Origin of the sequence: Streptomyces aculeolatus (assembly GCF_020400605.1) — a bacterium.
Taxonomy (GTDB): Bacteria; Actinomycetota; Actinomycetes; order Streptomycetales; family Streptomycetaceae; genus Streptomyces; species Streptomyces aculeolatus.
Window position 1 is genome coordinate 92,429 of the sequence record NZ_JAINRD010000016.1, and the last position, 17,827, is coordinate 110,255.

12 protein-coding genes are annotated in these 17,827 nt (G+C 73.3%); 4 read left to right on the top strand and 8 right to left on the bottom strand.

The genetic code is table 11. The features are described 5' to 3' along the window. Positions 1-135 precede the first annotated feature (135 nt). Both LG396_RS24475 and LG396_RS24480 read left to right on the top strand, forming a co-directional pair. Positions 136-591, top strand: a complete 456-nt coding sequence (locus tag LG396_RS24475; protein ID WP_225796408.1) for a GNAT family N-acetyltransferase — start codon at positions 136-138, stop codon at positions 589-591. Positions 592-1,088: 497 nt separating this feature from the next. Then, positions 1,089-2,486 (top strand): ankyrin repeat domain-containing protein, encoded by a 1,398-nt coding sequence (locus tag LG396_RS24480; protein WP_225796409.1) that lies wholly within the window; start codon positions 1,089-1,091, stop codon positions 2,484-2,486. 256 nt (positions 2,487-2,742) lie between these two features. Here the strand turns inward: LG396_RS24480 and LG396_RS24485 are convergent, their stop codons facing one another. The 3 genes from LG396_RS24485 to LG396_RS24495 are packed head-to-tail and all read right to left on the bottom strand — an operon-like array spanning position 2,743 to position 7,064. Further along, positions 2,743-5,004 carry an alpha-N-acetylglucosaminidase gene (locus LG396_RS24485; protein WP_225796410.1) on the bottom strand — a complete coding sequence of 754 codons (2,262 nt, stop codon included), beginning with the start codon at positions 5,002-5,004 and terminating at the stop codon, positions 2,743-2,745. A gap of 33 nt (positions 5,005-5,037) precedes the next feature. Next, positions 5,038-6,255 carry a Gfo/Idh/MocA family protein gene (locus LG396_RS24490; RefSeq protein WP_225796411.1) on the bottom strand — a complete coding sequence of 406 codons (1,218 nt, stop codon included), beginning with the start codon at positions 6,253-6,255 and terminating at the stop codon, positions 5,038-5,040. Then, the gene (locus tag LG396_RS24495) at positions 6,252-7,064 is read right to left on the bottom strand and encodes a DeoR/GlpR family DNA-binding transcription regulator (protein ID WP_018838234.1); all 813 of its coding nucleotides are present in this window, start codon (positions 7,062-7,064) and stop codon (positions 6,252-6,254) included. Before LG396_RS24495 ends, LG396_RS24490 begins: the two co-directional genes overlap by 4 nt. A gap of 96 nt (positions 7,065-7,160) precedes the next feature. Here LG396_RS24495 and LG396_RS24500 point away from each other — a divergent pair, with 96 nt between their 5' ends. After that, the gene (locus tag LG396_RS24500; RefSeq protein WP_037754416.1) at positions 7,161-8,048 is read left to right on the top strand and encodes an SIS domain-containing protein; all 888 of its coding nucleotides are present in this window, start codon (positions 7,161-7,163) and stop codon (positions 8,046-8,048) included. Positions 8,049-8,084: 36 nt separating this feature from the next. On the opposite strand, the gene LG396_RS24505 is transcribed toward LG396_RS24500, so the two are convergent. Beyond that, on the bottom strand, positions 8,085-9,746 hold the full coding sequence (locus LG396_RS24505) for an acetolactate synthase large subunit (protein ID WP_199788451.1): 1,662 nt from the start codon (positions 9,744-9,746) through the stop codon (positions 8,085-8,087). A 187-nt stretch (positions 9,747-9,933) separates the two neighbouring features. Here LG396_RS24505 and LG396_RS24510 point away from each other — a divergent pair, with 187 nt between their 5' ends. Beyond that, on the top strand, positions 9,934-12,183 hold the full coding sequence (locus LG396_RS24510) for a HelD family protein (protein WP_225796412.1): 2,250 nt from the start codon (positions 9,934-9,936) through the stop codon (positions 12,181-12,183). A 97-nt stretch (positions 12,184-12,280) separates the two neighbouring features. Here LG396_RS24510 and LG396_RS24515 read toward each other — a convergent pair whose 3' ends face one another. Genes LG396_RS24515 through LG396_RS24530 form a run of 4 tightly spaced genes read right to left on the bottom strand, consistent with a single transcriptional unit; the run spans position 12,281 to position 17,801 of the window. After that, complete coding sequence (locus tag LG396_RS24515) at positions 12,281-14,722, bottom strand: beta-xylosidase/alpha-l-arabinosidase (protein WP_225796413.1); 2,442 nt, start codon at positions 14,720-14,722, stop codon at positions 12,281-12,283. Further along, positions 14,719-15,537 (bottom strand): carbohydrate ABC transporter permease, encoded by an 819-nt coding sequence (locus LG396_RS24520; RefSeq protein WP_225796414.1) that lies wholly within the window; start codon positions 15,535-15,537, stop codon positions 14,719-14,721. Before LG396_RS24520 ends, LG396_RS24515 begins: the two co-directional genes overlap by 4 nt. Next, the gene (locus tag LG396_RS24525) at positions 15,537-16,493 is read right to left on the bottom strand and encodes a carbohydrate ABC transporter permease (RefSeq protein ID WP_225796415.1); all 957 of its coding nucleotides are present in this window, start codon (positions 16,491-16,493) and stop codon (positions 15,537-15,539) included. The genes LG396_RS24520 and LG396_RS24525 overlap by 1 nt, the downstream gene beginning before the upstream one ends. Positions 16,494-16,499: 6 nt before the next feature. Beyond that, positions 16,500-17,801, bottom strand: coding sequence for an ABC transporter substrate-binding protein (locus tag LG396_RS24530; protein WP_225796416.1), 1,302 nt, complete (start codon positions 17,799-17,801; stop codon positions 16,500-16,502). Positions 17,802-17,827 lie beyond the last annotated feature (26 nt).

Consider the following 17,827-nt stretch of genomic DNA (forward strand, 5'->3'; position numbering starts at 1 on the left):
CGCCGCCTTCCGGCTGCGGGGAAGACCGGAGCACACGCGGCCTGAAGGCCCGACCGGCCTGCGACTATTGAGTGCGGGCAGACCGCTGGGGGATGGCAGACCCGTCGGACATCCGACCGGAGAAGGGCGAGCAGAGTGAAGATCGTGGTGGACGACCTGTCCGGCCCGGAGATCGCCGGGTTCCTCGACGAACACGTCCGGCAGATGCGGTCCATCACGCCTCTGGAGAGCAAGCACGCGCTCGATCTCGATGAGCTCCGCAGACCCGGTGTCACGTTCTGGTCGGTCGTGGACGGTGACACCCTGGTGGGCTGCGGTGCGGTCAAGAAGCTGGACGCGGGGCACGCGGAGCTGAAGTCGATGCGCACCACGCCGATGCGTAAGCGAAGCGGGATCGCGTCCCGGCTGCTGGAGCACATCATCACCGAGACCAGGGCCATGGGGTTCACCCGGCTGAGCCTGGAGACCGGCGCGGCCGAGTTCTTTCTGCCCGCCCGGAAGCTCTACGGGAAGTTCGGGTTCATCGAGTGCGGACCGTTCGCGGACTACCGACCCGACCCCAACAGTACGTTCATGACAATGACCCTCTGAATAATCTCGGTCCGTAGGTCTTGGCCACTACTCAGACCGGGGATGCCGACCGGTTACCACGTGCTGAACGCCTGAATGTGGGATGCCACCCGGCCTGTGACTGCACTGCCGTTGTCAGACTCCCCTGCCAGTATCGCTGCATGGGGTTCTTCGACGATCTGGTCTTCCCGGAGGAACCGGCTGGGGAACGGGCCGTGTTGGTCCGGCTCGGCCCGCCGGATGAGGAGGCGGGGAGGTATGCGCCGCCGGTCGATTGGTACGCCCCGGCGCTGGTGCCGCAGCTTGCCGCGGTCGGGGCGGGCCCGCAGGCCAGGGTGGTGATGACAGGGTGGTCCGTCTGGCCTGGAGCAGCCACGCTGCATCTGGCCGTGTTCCGCAGGGCGTGCCGGCGGAACGCGGATCCAGGGCGGCAGTCCGGCCTGCGTGTGGGCATGCTCTTCTCCGATGGCCGCCGTGTCACTTCGCTGGACGGCACGGTGCAGCGGAGGGTGCGGTACATGACGCCTCAAGGCCTACCGGTCGACGCGGCCACGGAGCAGGCGACCGGTCTGATCCCGCTGGACACCGGGCTGCAGCAGACCCGCCGGTCTGTGTTCAAGACGGACGTCGACCTCTATCTACCGGAACTCCCGCCGCCGGGCGGGACGCAGTTGGTGGTCGAGTGGCCGGACGAGGCCGTGGCCGAGACCCGCATCGCCGTCGACGCGGCGGCCTTGCATGCTGCGGCAGGGACGGCGCTGGAGGTCTGGCCGGGGCTCGAGCCCGTGGACCTGTCCGGGCCGCCGGGCGCACTCGCGTCCGTGGAGTTCAGCGGCCCGCCCCGGTTCCTCGCCCCGCCCCTGACCCGCCACCAGCGTCAGACGCTCCGCCGCCAGGAAGAGGAGCGCCGCCGCTATGTGCCGCGGGCCGACTGGCAGGAGATGCGCTGGCAGGATTGGTCGGACGCCGCGGTGATACGAGCCAGGCTGGACGGAGGTGCCCCGGCCGACACCGCCGTAGGCTGGCACGGCGCCACCCCGCTGCACCTCGCGGCCGAGCACGGGTCGGGGGAAGCGGTGGCCGCGCTCCTCCCCCAGGTCACGCAGGTCGACGTACGCGACGACGACGGGCGCACCCCGTTGTGGTTCGCCGCGTGCAGTGTGGACGAAGGCAGCATCCGCGCGCTGCTCGACGCAGGTGCCGATGTGTGGACGCCGCAGCTCGGGCCCTGGTCGCCGGGCAGGCTGCTGCTCACGACTCCGCTCGCGCAGCTCGTGGCGGACCTGCCGGACTCGGTGTTGCCCTCCGTGGAGGAAGCCGGCGCCTTCCAGGCGGCGGACGTGCTCATCGCGGCCTTCGGCGAGCGAGAGCTCTGGGTGGAAGGACTCGGTATCGCTTTCGTACGGGGCCTGAACGAGGACGAGCTGATCCGGCGGTTGGGCGCCGACCCCGCGCAGTGCCCGCGGGCAGCCCCGGAGGAGGCCCCGTTCGACCCCACGGACCACGAGGAGTCCCTGCGCTTCGTGGGCGTCACGAGCGTGCCGGGCAGACCGGGAGGCTGCGTGCTCACGCAGCAGGGGTACGTGCCCAGCGACAACGCCGTGCTGCGGGCGATATCCCGGGGGACCTCCGCGTACGGCATCTACTACAACCCGAAGGGCGGCACTTTCGGCACCCTGGCCCGCGACGGTGAGATCGCGGACAGCGAGGAGATCGGGCTGCCGCCGGCCGAGCAGGACCCGCCCTCCCACTGGCACTTCCGCTTCTGGCAGCGCGGGCGCACCTTTCCGTACGGCGCCAACACGCTCGCCTACGGCTGCGCCGCGGCCGGTCTGAAGATCAGCGACGGTCGGCAGGCAGCCGACCACGGCACTCCGCGCCGCTGGGTGGCACTGCCACGGGAACTCCGGGCGTGACGGTAACCAGACGTACTCGTCCACCCTCTGCCTGGGCACCACGATCGTGGGACCGGGCGCGGAGGCTCCGTCCCCGCCCACGCCCCACGGGCTGATCCGGTGGCCCGAGGCTGCTTTCGCACGCCCTCGGTGACGCGGCAAAGCAGGTGCCGGGCCGGGGCCGCCGGGTGCCGAACGATCGCTGAGTGGCGGTACGGGTGCGGGGTGGTGGCCTCCCGTACCCGTACCGCGGCTTCGTGCCCCGCGGGGGCGCCGCTCAGCGTGTGAGGGCGGCGAGCGGGTCGCGGGACAGGACGCGCACCGCTTCCCCGGCCAGCCGGCGGATGTCGCCGCGCGGCTTCTCCGGGTAGCTGTCGCGGCGGCGCGCCCAGGCGTCCTCGTAGGCGAACCAGTCGACGGCCTCCGGCTCCGCTCCGGTCTCCAGCGCCGTGTCGAGCGTGGCGAAGTAGGTCTTCCAGCGGCTGTGGTAGAAGTCGCCGAGCAGGCCCTGCCATTCGCGGTTCGCGTAGTCGTGCAGCCCGGCCTCGCTGCCGGCGCGCGGGCCCCAGGTGGTGATCAGCGAGCGCGCGTCGTACTCCAGCCGGTCCCGTTCGGCGCGGTCGGCGCCCCAGGCGCGGGCCTCGGCGAGATACCGGCCGAGCAGGTGCTGCGGGTCGGTGCCCACCACGCGGTCCAGCAGCCGGATCAGCTCCAGCCAGGCGGAGGTCAGCTCGCGCAGCGCGCCGCGGTCGCCGGCCTCGTACGCCTCCTTGATCCGCGCCAGCAGCGGGCGGCTGCGGTTGGCGAGGGCCTGCCTGGTGACGTCCATGAGGTCGTAGCGGTACGCGGCGGAGCCGCGCAGCCCGGGGGCGACGGCGAGGAGTCCGGTGAGCGCGCCGTCGAAGGCGGCGATGTCGTAGCGGTCCTGCTGCGGGCTCCAGGCGGCGGCGCTGCGGACGTCGAGGCCGGGGCGGGCGCAGAAGAGGCTGTCGGCGCCCTCGCTCCAGGAGTCGGCGCGCGTGGTGCCGTACGCGGTCTCGCGCAGCACCTGCCAGGCGGCGGCCGCGTGCTCGTCCTCGGCGCCGTAGCGTGCGGTGGCGTACTCGCGGAACCAGTCGTCGAGGTCGATCCGGCCCGGGGTCCAGGCGAGTTCGGTGAGCAGCGACATCGCGGCGGGGTTGTTGTCGGCGCCCTCGGGCATCATGGCGATGCCGGCGAGCGCGCTGCCCGGCTTGTCGCGCCAGGCGGGGTACAGCTCGGCCCAGTCGGGGGCGTTGGCGCCGAGGGGGGTGTGGCCGCCGAAGTTCCAGATGGCGCCGAAGGCGTAGGGGGTGCCGAGCCAGTCCGCCTCGCGGTCGGTGACGGTCGGGAAGCGGTCGGAGAGGCCGTCGAGGATGAGCATGCGGTCGCGGTCGATGGCGTCGAGCATCTCCCGGCGCGGGTTGGTCTGCCAGCCGAGTATCGCCCAGAGGGCGTCGGGGTGGGCGCGCCGCAGCGCGGCCTCGACGGCGCGGGCGGCGTCGCCCACGGGCACGTCGCCGGGGTCGCCGCCCTCGTGCAGCAGGTCCATCTTGTACAGGCCCGCGGGGCCGAGCAGGTCGCGCTGGTGGCCGTAGAACGCGGCGGCGACCTCGGCGAAGCGCGGGTCGCGGGGGTCGAGCCAGCCGGGGCGCTCGAAGCCGACCCAGCCGCCCTGCGGGACGACGTGGGCGCCGGGGTTCTTCTCGGCGAAGCCGTCGGGGACGGTGCCGAAGTAGCCGGGGAGCACGGGGGTCATGCCCAGCTCGCGGATGCGCGCGGTGATGCGGGCGCCCAGTTCGGCGCGCAGCCGCAGCAGCCGGGCGGAGACGGGGCCGCCGAAGTAGGCCATGTTCTGCAGCAGCCACCAGGGCTGGTGCGCGGGGGCGGGGATCCAGGCGCGCATCTCCTCGTCGGAGTAGCCGAAGGCGCGGAAGGTCTCGTAGTAGACGGCGTCGGTGCCGACGCAGACCAGCACCTCGTTGACACCGTGCAGCGCGAGCACGTCGAGGGCGCGTTCCCAGGCGGCGAAGTCGCGGTAGGCGCCGGTGTAGCCCTCGTTGGTGTCGTTGTAGGCGAAGCGGTGCGGCACGTGCGCCTCGCCGGACAGCGGGGCGGCGGGGGCGGGCAGCAGTGCGGGCAGGTCGAGTTGGTCGCCGTTCCAGGAGATGTGCGCGCGGGCGGTGCGCTTGAGGTACGCGCCGGCACCGGTGAGCAGCGCGCCGGTGCCGGTGGCGGCCACGGCGATGCGGCCGCGGGTGCCGGTGACGCGGTAGCGGTCGGGGCCGCCGGCGGGGAGGAGGGTCAGCTCGAACTGCCGGTGGTGGCCGGGCAGCAGCCGGGCGAGGGCCCGGCGGGCGCCCGCGGTGCCGTCGCCGCCGCTGCCGTCGCCGGCCGCCGCGGCGTACGCGCCGTCCGCGCCGCGCGCTGCCGCCGGGGCGGCGAGGCCCAGGGCCGGCAGCAGCACCGCGCCGCCGGCGATCGACGTCCCTGCCAGGAAGTGCCTGCGGTTCACGCTCATCGGTTTTCCTCCGGGGAGGTCGGTGATCGGGCCTCAGTGCTGGTGCGCGGGCCGGCGCTGGCCGGCCGCGAAGTACTCCGCGAGTTCGGGGTCGGGGGGCGGCACGTCGTACGCCGTGCCGCCCGAGCGCAGCGACCGGGTCGCGAGCACGCCCGCGGCGACGCTCATCCGGGCGGCCAGCGGCGAGGTGTCCGTGGCGTCGCCGAGGCGGACGAAGCGGCAGAACTCGGCGATGACGCGGTCGTCGGCCCGGCCGTGCGCGCCCTCGGCGGCGGGCACGCGGTGGATGGCGTCCGCGCCTGGGCGGTAGCCGGAGGGCCCGGTGTGCCAGACGCGGACCTCGTCGCCGGGGCGGTCGCCGAAGTTCTCCAGCCGGCCCTCGGTGCCGATGACGGTGTAGCTGCGCCAGTAGTCGGGGCTGAAGTGGCACTGCTGGTAGGCCGCGATGACGCCGTTGTCCAGGCGCATGTTCATCACGGAGACGTCCTCCACGTCGACCACCGGGTTCAGGTCGCGGCGCGCGGCGGGCGGCCAGGTGTCGTCCCGGAGCCGGCCCGCGGGGCGCGGGGTGCCGGGCGGGCGGCGTGGCAGGTCGCCGTAGAGCATCAGGGCGCCGAGGGCGTGCACGCGGCTGGTGTAGCCGCCGGCGAGCCAGTGCACGACATCGATGTCGTGGGCGGCCTTCTGCACCAGCAGCCCGGTGGTGCGGCGGCGTTCCGCGTGCCAGTCCTTGAAGTAGTAGTCGCCGCCGTACGCGACGAAGTGCCGCACCCACACGGTGCGCGGCGCGCCGATGTCGCCGCGCGCGATGATGTCGCGCATCAGCCGGACGACGCCCGCGTGCCGCATGGTGTCCCCCACGTACAGCGGCGAGCCCGTCTCGTACGCGGTGCGCAGGATCGCGTCGCACTGCTCGACGGTGATGCCGAGGGGCTTCTCGACGAAGACCGGCTTGCCGGCTTCGAGCGCGGCGCGGGCGACGGCCGCGTGGGTGTCGTCGGGGGTGGCGACGATGACCGCGTCCACGCCGTCGGCGTCCGCGGCGTCGAGGAGCCGGCGGTGGTCGGCGTACGCGACGGCGCCGGGGAAGCGCTCGGCGACGCCCGCGCGCACCACCGGGTCGGTGTCGGCGACGGCGGCCACGACGGAGCCCACGCCCGGCCGGTGGGCGGCGTCGGCGAGGTTGCCGCGCAGCCCGAGGCCGACGATGCCCAGCCGCAGGTCCGTCACGATGCTCCCGCGCCCGCTCATGCCCGCACCACGGACATCCCCTTGTCCTCGAACGCGCGCGCCTTGTCCGCCGCCCGGTCGTCCGTGACGAGCACGTCGATGTCCGCCGGCGGGCAGATCCGGGCGAAGGTGCGCACGCCGAGCTTGGTGGAGTCGGCGACCACGACGAGCTTGGCGGCCTGGGCGGCGAGCAGCGCGTTGATGCTCGCCTCGTGCTCGTCGCGGGCGCTGGCGCCGTGCTCGGCGTCCACGGCGTCGGCGCCGACGAACGCGATGTCGAGGCGGATCTCGCGCAGGATGTGGCCGGCGAGCGGGCCGACCAGCTCGTACGAGGACGGCATGGCGACGCCGCCGGACACGACGACCTTCACGCTGCGCCGCACGGCCAGCTCGGCGGCGATGTTGAGCGCGTTGGTGACGACGGTGACGGCGGGCTGCCCGTCGCCGCGGGCGGCATCCGGCGGCCCGCCCTCGCCGTCGCCCCAGTCGGCGCGGGCGGCGAGCGCGCGGGCCACCGCGGCGGTGGTGGTGCCGCCGTTGAGGCCGACGACCATGCCGCGCCCGACCATCGCCGCCGCGGCCCGGCCGATGCGCTCCTTCTCGGCGGCGTCCCGCCCCGCGCGGTGGCGCAGCGGCAGGTCGTACGCCACGTCGTTCGGCACGGCGCCGCCACGGGTGCGGACCAGCAGCTGCTGCTCGGCCAACTGGTCCAGATCGCGCCTGATGGTCGCCGCGGACACGGCCACCTCGACCGCCACGGCCTCCACGTCGAGCCGGCCGCGCTCGGCCAGCAGCCGCAGCAGCGCACCGTGCCGTTCGTGCTGGTTCAACCCGTATCCTCCCAGCTAGAATGCTTGAAGATGCTTGGAATTCTGCCTTAGCATGCACGATTGAACAATGGTTCTCACACAGGGCGGGCGATTGACATGACCTACGTAGCCGCTGAGCTGGCCGACCAGCCCGCATGCTGGCGCCGGGCGACGGAGCTGGCGGGGGTGCACGGGCCGCTGCTGCCGCAGCGCGGCGAGCGGGTCGCCGCCGTCGGCTGCGGCACCTCCTACTTCATGGCGCAGGCGTACGCCGCGCTGCGCGAGGAGGCCGGCCAGGGCGAGACGGACGCGTTCCCCGCCTCGGGCTTCCCGGTGGGGAGGCGCTACGACCGGGTGCTGGCGCTGACCCGCTCCGGCACCACCACGGAGGTGCTGCGGCTCCTCGGCGAGCTGGGCGGCTCGGTGCGTACCACCGCGATCGTCGCCGACGGCGGCACGCCGGTGGCCGAGGCCGCGGACGACACCGTGGTGCTGGACTTCGCCGACGAGCGCTCCGTGGTGCAGACGCGCTTCGCGACCACCGCGCTGACCCTGCTCCGCGCGCACCTCGGGGCGCAGCCGGCCACGGCGGTGGAGGACGCGGAGCTGGCGCTCGTCGAGCCGCTGCCGCAAGGGCTGCTGGCGGCCCGGCAGTTCACCTTCCTCGGTGCCGGCTGGACCGTGGGCCTGGCCAACGAAGCGGCGCTGAAGATGCGCGAGGCGGCGCTGGCCTGGACGGAGTCGTACCCGGCGATGGAGTACCGGCACGGCCCCATCAGCATCACCACCGCGGGCACCGCGACCTGGATGATCGGCGACGCGCCCGCGGGCCTGGAGGACGAGGTGCACGCCACCGGTGCGCTGTGGGTCACCGGCGGGCTCGACCCGCTGGCCGAGCTGGTCCGGGCGCAGCGGCTGGCGGTCGCGCTGGCGGACGCCCGCGGCCTGGACCCGGACGAGCCGCGCCACCTGACCCGCTCGGTGATCCTCAGCCCGGCGGGCTGAGGGCCACCGGCGGCCGGCCTTCGGTCCGCGGACGGATCAGAACGGGCCCTGGAGGGCGCCGAGCCGGTCGGTCAGGCGCAGGTTCTCGGTGTAGTCGACGGGGCAGGAGATGACGTCCACGCCGTCGTGGGCGAGGGCGTCGCGCAGCGTGGGCAGCAGCTCGTCGGCGGACTTCACCGCGTGCCCGCGGGCGCCGAAGCTCTCCGCGTACGCCACCAGGTCCGGGTTGGCGAAGCGGGTGTGGGAGTGGCGCCCCATCTCCAGCTCCATCTTCCAGGTGATCAGGCCGTACTCGTCGTCGACGAGGACGAGCACGGTCATCGGGATGCCCTCGCGGACGGCGGTCTCCAGTTCCTGGGAGTTCATCAGGAACGCGCCGTCGCCGGTCATCGCCAGCACCTGCGCGTCGGGCCGGGCGAGCTTGGCGCCGATGGCGCCGGGCACCGCGAAGCCCATGGTCGACAGGCCGTTGGAGATCAGGCAGGTGTTGGGCTCGTACGTGGGGTAGAGCCGCGCCATCCACATCTTGCCGGCGCCGGTGTCGACCAGCACCACGTCCTCGCGGCCCAGCGCCTCGCGGACGTCGGCGACGACGCGCTGCGGCGCGAGCGGGAAGGCCGCGTTGCGCCTGCCGTGGGCCAGTTCCTCGGCGAGCAGGCCGCGGATGAGCCGGCCGTCGCCGTGGAAGGTGCGGCCGACGGCCTCCGCGAGCCCGTCGAGCGAGGCGGAGGGGTCGCCGAGCACGCCGACCGCGACCGGGTAGTGGGAGTCGACCTCGGCCGGGAACTGGTGCAGGTGCAGGATCTTCTTGTCGCCCTGCGGGTTGATCTTGACCGGGTCGAACTCCTGCAGCTCGTACCCGACGCAGATGAGGACGTCGGCGTTGTCGAAGCCGAAGTTGGTGTAGTCGTGGCGCATGAAGCCGACGGCGCCCAGGGCGTTGGGGTGGTCGTCGGGGAAGACGCCCTTGCCGTTGAAGGTCGTCGCGACCGGGATGTCGAGCCGCTCGGAGAAGCGGACGAGGGCGTCCTTGGCACCGGCGCGGGTGGCGCCGTGGCCGGCCAGCAGGATGGGGCGCGCGGCGCCCGCCAGCACCTCGGCGGCCCGCTCCAGTTGCCCGGGGGACGGGGCCTCGGGGCGCGGGCGGTTGATCGGCAGCGGGTTCAGCGGCGGGTCGGGGACGATGCTCTCTATGTCCTCGGGCAGCGCGAGGAAGACGGCGCCGGGCCGCTCGCTCTGCGCGGTCTTGAACGCCTGGCGCACCATCTCCGGTACGGCGGCGGCGTCCTGGACCTGCTTGGACCAGTCGGTGACCGGGGCGAACATCGCGGGCAGGTCGATGACCTGGTGCGACTCCTTGTGCACCCGGTCGAGACCGCCCTGGGCGGCGAGCGCGACCACCGGGGTGCTGTTGGTGTGCGCGTCGGCGACGCCGAGCAGCAGGTTGATGGCCCCGGGGCCGAGGGTCGCGGAGCACACCCCCGCGCGGCCGGTGATACGGCCGTACATCTCCGCCATGAACGACGCGCCCTGCTCGTGGCGCACCAGGACGTAGTCGATGGACGGTGAGGCGTTGACGGCGTCGACGAAGCGGATGTTCTCCTCGCCCGGCACGCCGAAGACGTGCGTCACGCCCTCCGCCTCCAGGCAGCGCACCAGAAGGTGCGCCACGTCTTCGGGGGTGTCTGCAGTGCTCATGCCCCGAGCGTAACCCGCGGGGCGCACGACAAAGGCTCCGCCACAATTCGGTCGGAGCCTCGGAATGCTATGCTGGGGAATTCTCTGCGCACATTCATTATTCGTGAACTGGCGCTGGAGTAAAGAGCGATGCGGGCAGTCTAACCGTGCGGGAGTTGAATTGTCAAACGAGGTGCAGAACGAGGAAATGCGACGCGAGCAGGAATTCCTTGACCTGCTCCGGGAGCGCCTCTCCGAGCTGCGCGAGGACGCGGCGGCGGGGGTGCGGACGGCCCTCGCCCGGGACGGGGGCAGCACCCTGCAGGCCAGGCTGGAGCGCGACGTGCTCGTGGCCGAACAGTCCGGGCTGCTGGCCGCGTTCGACGCCGGCGAGCACGGCCTGTGCTTCGGCCGGCTGAGCTTCCGCGACGGCCGCGACCACCACATCGGCCGCATCGGCATGCGCGCGGCCGACGCGGAGCGCACGCCGCTGGTCGTCGACTGGCGCGCCGACGTGGCCCGCCCCTTCTATCTCGCCACCGGCCACACCCCCATGGGCCTGCGCCGGCGCCGGCACATCTCCACCGGGGGCGGCGCCGGCGGCCCGCGGGTCACGGGTCTGCACGACGAGATCCTCGACCTCGCCGACACCGAACGCACCGGCCTGGAGGGCGCCGACGCCGACGCGGTGCTCCTCGCCGCCCTCGACGCCGCCCGCACCGGCCGGATGCACGACATCGTCCAGACCATCCAGGCCGACCAGGACCGCATCATCCGCGCCCCGCGCTCGGGCGTCCTCGTCGTCGAGGGCGGGCCCGGCACCGGCAAGACCGCGGTGGCCCTGCACCGCGCCGCCTACCTCCTCTACGCCCACCGCGAGCAGCTCGCCCGCCGGGCCGTGCTCATCGTCGGCCCCGGCCCCGCCTTCCTCGGCTACATCTCCGAGGTGCTGCCCGCGCTCGGCGAGACCGGCGTGCTGCTGGCCACCCCCGGCGAGCTGTTCCCCGGTGTCACCGCCACCGGCACCGACACCCCCGCCGCCGCGGCGGTCAAGGGCGGCACGGCGATGGCGGACGCGCTCGCCGCGTACCTCCGGGACCGGCAGCGGCTGCCGGAGTCGGCCGTCGTCATCCCGCATGAGGACGGCGAGCTGCACCTCGACTACTGGCTGGCCAACGCCGCCCGCAAGCGCGCCCGCGCCACCGAGCTGCCGCACAACGCGGCCCAGCCCCACTTCGCGTTCAACGTCATCGACGGTCTGACCCGGCAGCTCGCCGACCGCATCGGCGACGACCCGTTCGGCGACGAGAACCTCCTCGGCCCGGACGACATCGCACAGCTCGGCAAGGCGGTCGCCGCCAACGAGGACGTGCACGCGGCCATCGCGGAGCTGTGGCCGCTGCTGACGCCGCAGGAGCTGGTCGCGGACTTCCTCGCCGAGCCGGTGCATCTGCCGGAGGCGGACGGGGACGTGATCCGCCGCACCGGCGGACCCTGGACGCCGGCCGACGTACCGCTGCTCGACGAGGCGGCGGAGCTGCTCGGGGACGACGGTCCCGCGCAGGCGGCGGCGCGGGCGCGCGCGGAGGCGGAGCGGCAGGAGCGGATCGCGTACGCGCAGGGCGTGCTGGAGATGTCGTACGGCTCGCGCACGCAGGAGTTCGAGGACCGCGACGACGACGAGGCGGAGGTGCTGGCGGCGCACGACCTCATCGACGCCGAGCGGCTGGCGGAGCGCCAGGAGGAGGCGGACCACCGCACGGCGGCGGAGCGGGCGGCGGCGGACCGGACCTGGGCCTTCGGGCACATCATCGTCGACGAGGCGCAAGAGTTGTCGCCGATGGCGTGGCGGCTGCTGATGCGGCGCTGCCCGACCCGGTCGATGACGCTGGTCGGCGACCCGGCGCAGACGGCGGAGCCGGGGGCGTGCGGGACGTGGGAGGCGATCCTCGGGCCGTACGTGGACAAGCGCTTCGAGCACATCACGCTGGGCGTCAACTACCGTACGCCGGCGGAGATCATGGAGGTCGCGGCGGGCGTGGCGCGGGCGGAGTACCCGGGGTACGTGCCGCCGCGCTCGGTGCGCGCCACGGGCGTACGGCCCTGGGCGGAGCGCGCCGGGGAGTCGGCCGGCGCCGTGCCGGCGGCGGTCGCGGCGGCCGTGGCCCGGGAGTCGGGCGGCGCGGGGCGGCTCGCGGTGATCGCGCCGGGGGAACTGCTGCCCGCGCTGGCGGCGGCGCTGCCCGACGCGGCCTCGGGCACGGCGCCGGACCTGACGCGGCCGGTCGTGCTCCTCGGGCCGCGGCAGGCGAAGGGGCTGGAGTTCGACACGGTGATCGTGGCGGAGCCGGCGCTCTTCGGGGGCAGCGACCTGTACGTGGCCCTGACCCGGGCGACGCAGCGCCTCGGCGTCGTGTACGCCGGTGCGCTGCCGGAGGCGCTCGGCGCGCTCGCGTAGGACGGGAGGTCGGCGCACCGCACCGGACCGGGAGGAGTCCGGTGCGGCGCGCCCGCCCGGCCGGCGGCCGGGCCGTCAGGGGGCGGTCAGCGGGCCGTCACCTGCCGTCCGCCCCGTCCCGCGGCGCCGCGGCGCGCGCGCCCGGGTCGCGGCCGGGGTCGAACTCGGCGTGCAGCCGGCGGGTGTGGTCCACGTACCGCGGCGGTCCGGTCAGCGCCACCTCCGCGGTCAGCCGCGGCGCCGCACTCGACGCCGACAGCCGCAGCTCCAGCGCGCCCGGCTCGACGACCCGGCGCCCGTCGCGGCCGGTGAACGACGCCACGTCGGCCGGCACGACCGCCCGCACCCGGCGCTCCTCCCCGGCGCGCAGCGCCACCCTGGCGTAGCCGACGAGGCGCTGCACCGGCTGCACGACGGAGGCGACCGGGTCGTGCAGATAGAGCTGGACGACCTCCGTGCCGTCCCGCTCGCCGGTGTTGCGGAGGGTGAACGACAGCGCGAACTCGCCGTCGGTGGCGCACTCGTAGGCCTCCACCTCCAGGCCGGACCAGGCGAACGCCGTGTACGACAGCCCGTGGCCGAACGCGAACGCCGCGGTCGGATCGACGTTGGAGACCTCGTTCGCCTGGCCCAGCCGCGGCGCGAGGTACGTCGTCGGCTGCGCCCCGGGGCCGCGCGGCACGCTCACGGGCAGCCGGCCCGACGGGTTGGTGCGCCCGGCGAGCACGCCGGCCACCGCCGTCGTGCCCTCCACGCCCGGGAAGAACGACTGCACGATCGCCGCCGCCTCGTCCGCCGCACGCCCCAGGGCGTACGGCCGCCCGGCCAGCAGCACGGGCACCACGGGCGTGCCGCTGTCCAGCAGCGCGTCGAGCAGCTCCTGCTGGACGCCCGGCAGTGCGAGCGACTCCGCGTCGCAGCCCTCGCCGCTGGTGCCGCGGCCGAAGAGCCCGGCGCGGTCGCCGAGCGCCGCGATCACGACGTCGGCCGCGCGGGCGGCCCGTACCGCCTCGGCGATGCCGTCGGTCCCGGGGCCGTCGACGGAGCAGCCGGCGGCGACGGTCACGGTGGCGTCGGGGAACTCCCCGCGCAGCGCCTCGTGGAGCGTGGGCAGCCCGATCCCGACGGGGGTGCCGGGGTGCTTGACGCCGACGTGGACGGGGAACGAGTAGCAGCCGAGGACGGCGTGCGGGTCCTCGGCGTTGGGGCCGACGAGGGCGATACGGCGCGTGCGGTGCAGCGGCAGCGTGCCGTCGTTGGCGAGCAGCACCACGGCCCGCTCGGCGACCTCGCGGGCCAGCTCCCGGTTGGCGGCGGAGTCCAGGTCGACGGTGCCGCGCACCTCGTCCGGGTCGGCCGCCTCGCCGCCGGCCCCGGCCAGCGCCGGCGGCACCGGCGACCAGCCGGCGTCCAGCAGGCCCAGCCGGGCCTTCTGGGCCAGCACCCGGGCGAGGGCGCGGTCGACCAGGCTCTCGTCGACCCGCCCGTCGGCGATCGCCGCGAGCAGCGGGGGCCCGAAGGTCTTGACGGTCGGCAGCTCCACGTCCACCCCGGCGGCCAGGGCGGCGCCGGCCGCCCCCGCCCAGTCGCCGGCCACGCCGTGCAGCGTGCGCAGGAAGGAGATGCCGAAGTAGTCGGCCACGACGGTGCCCTCGAAGCCCCAGGTGTCCCGCAGCAGCCCGGTCAGCAGCGCCTCGTCGGCCGCCGCGGGCACGCCGTCGGTGTCGGTGTACGAGCTCATCACCGACTCCACGCCGCTCTCCCGCAGCGCCATCTCGAAGGGCGGCAGCAGCACGTCGGCGCGCTCGCGCTCGCCCACGGCGACCGGGGCGAGGTTGCGTCCGGCGCGGGAGGCGGAGTAGCCGACGAAGTGCTTGAGGGTGGCGAGGACGCCGGCGGACTGCAGGCCCTGGACGTACGCGGTGGCCACCGTGCCGACGAGGTACGGGTCCTCGCCGATGGTCTCCTCCACCCGGCCCCAGCGCACGTCGCGGACGACGTCGAGCACCGGCGCGAGCCCCTGGTGCACGCCCACGGCGCGCATGTCCCGGCCGATGGCCGCGGCCATCCGCCGCACGAGCGCGGGGTCGAACGTCGCGCCCCACGACAGCGGCACCGGGTACGCGGTCGCGCCCCAGGTCGCGAAGCCGGCGAGGCACTCCTCGTGGGCGAGGGCCGGGATGCCGAAGCGGCCGGCGGCCACCACCCGGGCCTGGGTGCGCATGAGCGACAGCGCGCCGAGCGCGGGGTCGACGGGCGCGGTGCCGAAGGGCCGGGTGAGCTGCCCGAGCCCGGCGGGCAGCAGCTCGCCGAGGTCGACCGCCTCCTCCATCTCGTGCTGGTACGGCGCCACTTCGCCGCCCTCCGCGGAGGCGCCGACCCAGACCCCGAAGAGCTGGGCGACCTTCTCCTCGACGGTCATGGCGGCGATCAGCGCCGACACGCGGGTGCCGGTGTCGTGTGCGGGGTCGTTCCACACGGGGGTGGCCGTGTCCGGGGCGTCCGCCCGGGGTGTCTCTACTGCCACGTTCGCGGTCACTTTCCTCCGACGCCCATGAGGCCCTGGACCAGGGCCCGCCGGGCGAACAGGTAGACGAGCAGGACGGGGATCATCGACAGGACCACGGCGGCCAGCAGCCCGGGCGCGTCGATCCCGCGCTCGGTCTTGAAGTTGTAGAGGCCGAGCGTGACGACCTTGGTGCTGTCGGACTGGGTCAGGACCAGGGGGAAGAGGAAGCCGTTCCACGCCTGGAGGGCGGAGAAGACCACGATGGTGGACAGGCCTCCCCGGGAGAGCGGCAGGACGAGTTGGAAGAACACCCGCCGGGGGCTGGCGCCGTCCATGGCCATGGCCTCGAACAGCTCCCTGGAGATGTCCCGCATGGTGCCGCTGAGGATCAGTGCGGAGACCGGCAGGCAGAAGGCGGCCGTGGGCAGGATGACGCCGACGAGGTTGTCGTAGAGCCCGGCCTCGCTGATGAGGTAGAACATCGGGACGATCACGGCCTGGAGCGGGATGGCCAGGCCGAGCAGGAAGAGCCGGAAGACGCCGGTGGTGACCGGGCCGCGGCTGCGCACGATGGCGTACGACAGCGGCGGCACCAGCAGCAGCACGATGCCCACGACGCAGACGGTGACGAGCAGCGTGTTGAGGAAGTACCGGCCGAAGCCGGTGTCGAAGGCGCCGGTGAAGTTGTCGAGGGTGAAGCCGTCGGGGAGGGCCAGCGGGCCGTCCTGGGCGAACTCCGACTGGCTCTTCAGGGTCGCCGAGAGCATCACGTACAGCGGCAGCCCGATGAGGAAGAGCCAGACCAGCGAGCCGGCGCCGGCGAGGTAGTTGGGACGCCGTCTCATCACAGGCCCTCCGTGGTGCTGCGCATCTTGTCGTAGCCGGAGAGCCGCACCATGATCAGCGAGATGAGCGTCGCCGCCAGCACCAGCACGAGCGCGATGGCCGCGCCGGCGCCGTAGTCGAAGCTCCGGAAGGCCCGTTCGTACATGTAGTAGGCGCTGATGGTGGTGTCGGTCCCCGGGCCGCCCTGGGTGAGGATCAGGACGGTTTCGAAGGTGGTGAGCCCGCCGACGACCATGAGGATCATCGAGGTGATCATCGCGTTGCGCAGCTGCGGCAGCGTGATGTGGAAGAACTGCCGGTAGCGCCCGGCGCCGTCGACCTCCGCCGCCTGGTACAGCACGGGCGGGATCGCCCGCGCCGCGCCCTGGTAGATCAGCGTGTGGAACGGGGTGAACTGCCAGGTGCTGACGAAGGCGAGGACGCCGATCGCCGTCGCCTGCTCGCCGTAGAGGTTGCCGTCGCCGAAGAGCCAGGCGGCCTCCGCCGGCACCCCGAAGTTCGGGTCGAGCAGGGCGCCCCAGACGACGGCCACGGCGGTGGCGGAGAGCAGCAGCGGAAGGAAGTAGATCGCCGAGAGCACCGCGCGGTTCTTCTGGTTGCCGGCCGCCCAGACGCCCAGCAGGATGCTCAGCGGGGTCTGGATCGCCACGCCGAGTCCGGTGAGCAGGAGGCTCAGCCAGATGCTCTTGATCATCACGGGGTCGTCGAGGACCCGCCGCCAGTTGTCGAGCCCGGCGAACTCCGGGTCGCCGATGCCGTCCCAGCTCATGAAGGACAGCACCACGACCATGATCAGCGGTACGAGGGCGAAGGCGGCGAAGAACAGCGTGGCGGGGGCCGCCCAGAGGAATCCCGGGCGGCCCACGTCGGCCACGTTCGCGGTCCGCGTCCGGGCCCGGCGCCGCCGCCTCTCGGGCGGGGCGGCGGGGCGGACGCGCGTCATCTGTGTCGTCATGGTCCGTCAGGAGGTCGGCAGGGCCTGCATGGCCGAGATGAAGCCGTCCTCGTCGAGCCCTCCGTTGAAGAACTGCTGGACGGCCTTGTGCATGTCGGTGGCGGCGGACTGCGGGTACGCCTGGTCCCAGGAGAGCTGGAAGTGCGGTGCCTTCTCGACCAGGTCGTACTGGTACTTCGAGTACTCGGGGCTGGCCGCCTGGTCGAGGAAGTCCGGGGTGTTGGTCGTGGTCGGCAGGTTGCCGATGGACAACTGGTCCTTCACGAACGTGTCGGAGTACATGAGCTTGAGGAACTCCGCGATGGCCTCGGGGTGTTCGGCCTTCTTCATCACCGCGTAGTAGTTGTTGGTGTTGCCGGCGAGGTTCGCGGCGTCGCCCTTGCCGCCGTCGACGGCGGGGAAGGCGCTGTAGCCGAGGTCCTCGGCGGCGAACTCCTCGTTCAGGCTCTGCTGGGTGGAGTAGTACCAGGAGCCCATCAGCTCGAAGCCGGCCTTGCCGGACGCGACGAGCTGGGCCGATCCGTTGTTGGTGAACTTCACCGAGTCGTACGTGTCCCCGAACGCGCCCGCGTCGACGAGTTCGCGGATCATGCCGAGCGCCTTGCGGCTGTCCTCGCTCTCCCACGCCTCCGTGTCGCCGTCCAGCGCCTGCTGGAACAGCTCGGGCCCGGCGATGCGGTCGTAGAGGTACTGGAACCACATCTGGGTGGGCCACATGTCGCCGCCGCCGAGCGCGATCGGGGTGACGCCGGCGTCCTTGAGCGCCTCCACCGCGTCCAGCAGGTCGTCCCAGGTCTCGGGCGGCTGCACGCCGGCCTCGTCCAGCACCTTCTTGTTGTGGAAGAGCATCACGGGCTGCGTGCCGCGCATGGGCACGCCGTACGACTTGCCGTCCACGACCGAGGCGTCGAAGACCGAGGGCAGGAAGTTGTCCTTCAGGCCCGGGTCCTTCTTGATGAAGTCGTCGAGCGGCAGGAGCAGGTCGGCGTCGACGAACGGCTTGATGCTGCCGCCGCCCCAGTGGAAGAAGACGTCGGGGGCCTGCGGGGTGCTGATGATCGTCTGCAGCTTCTGCTGGTAGTCGGCGCCCGGGATGGTGTCCAGACGGGCCTTGACCTCGGACGTCTTGTTGAACTCCTCGACGAGCTTCTTCTCCACCTTGTTGGTGGCGTCGCCGTAGACGAGAACCGTGAACTCGTTCTCGCCGGCCCCCGAATCGCCGTCGTCGCCGCAGGCCGCCAGGGTCAGCGTGAGCCCCAGCGCCACACCGCCGGCGAGTATGCGGGGCATCCGCCTACGTGTCTTCATACGTACGCCTCTCGAAAATTTCGTCC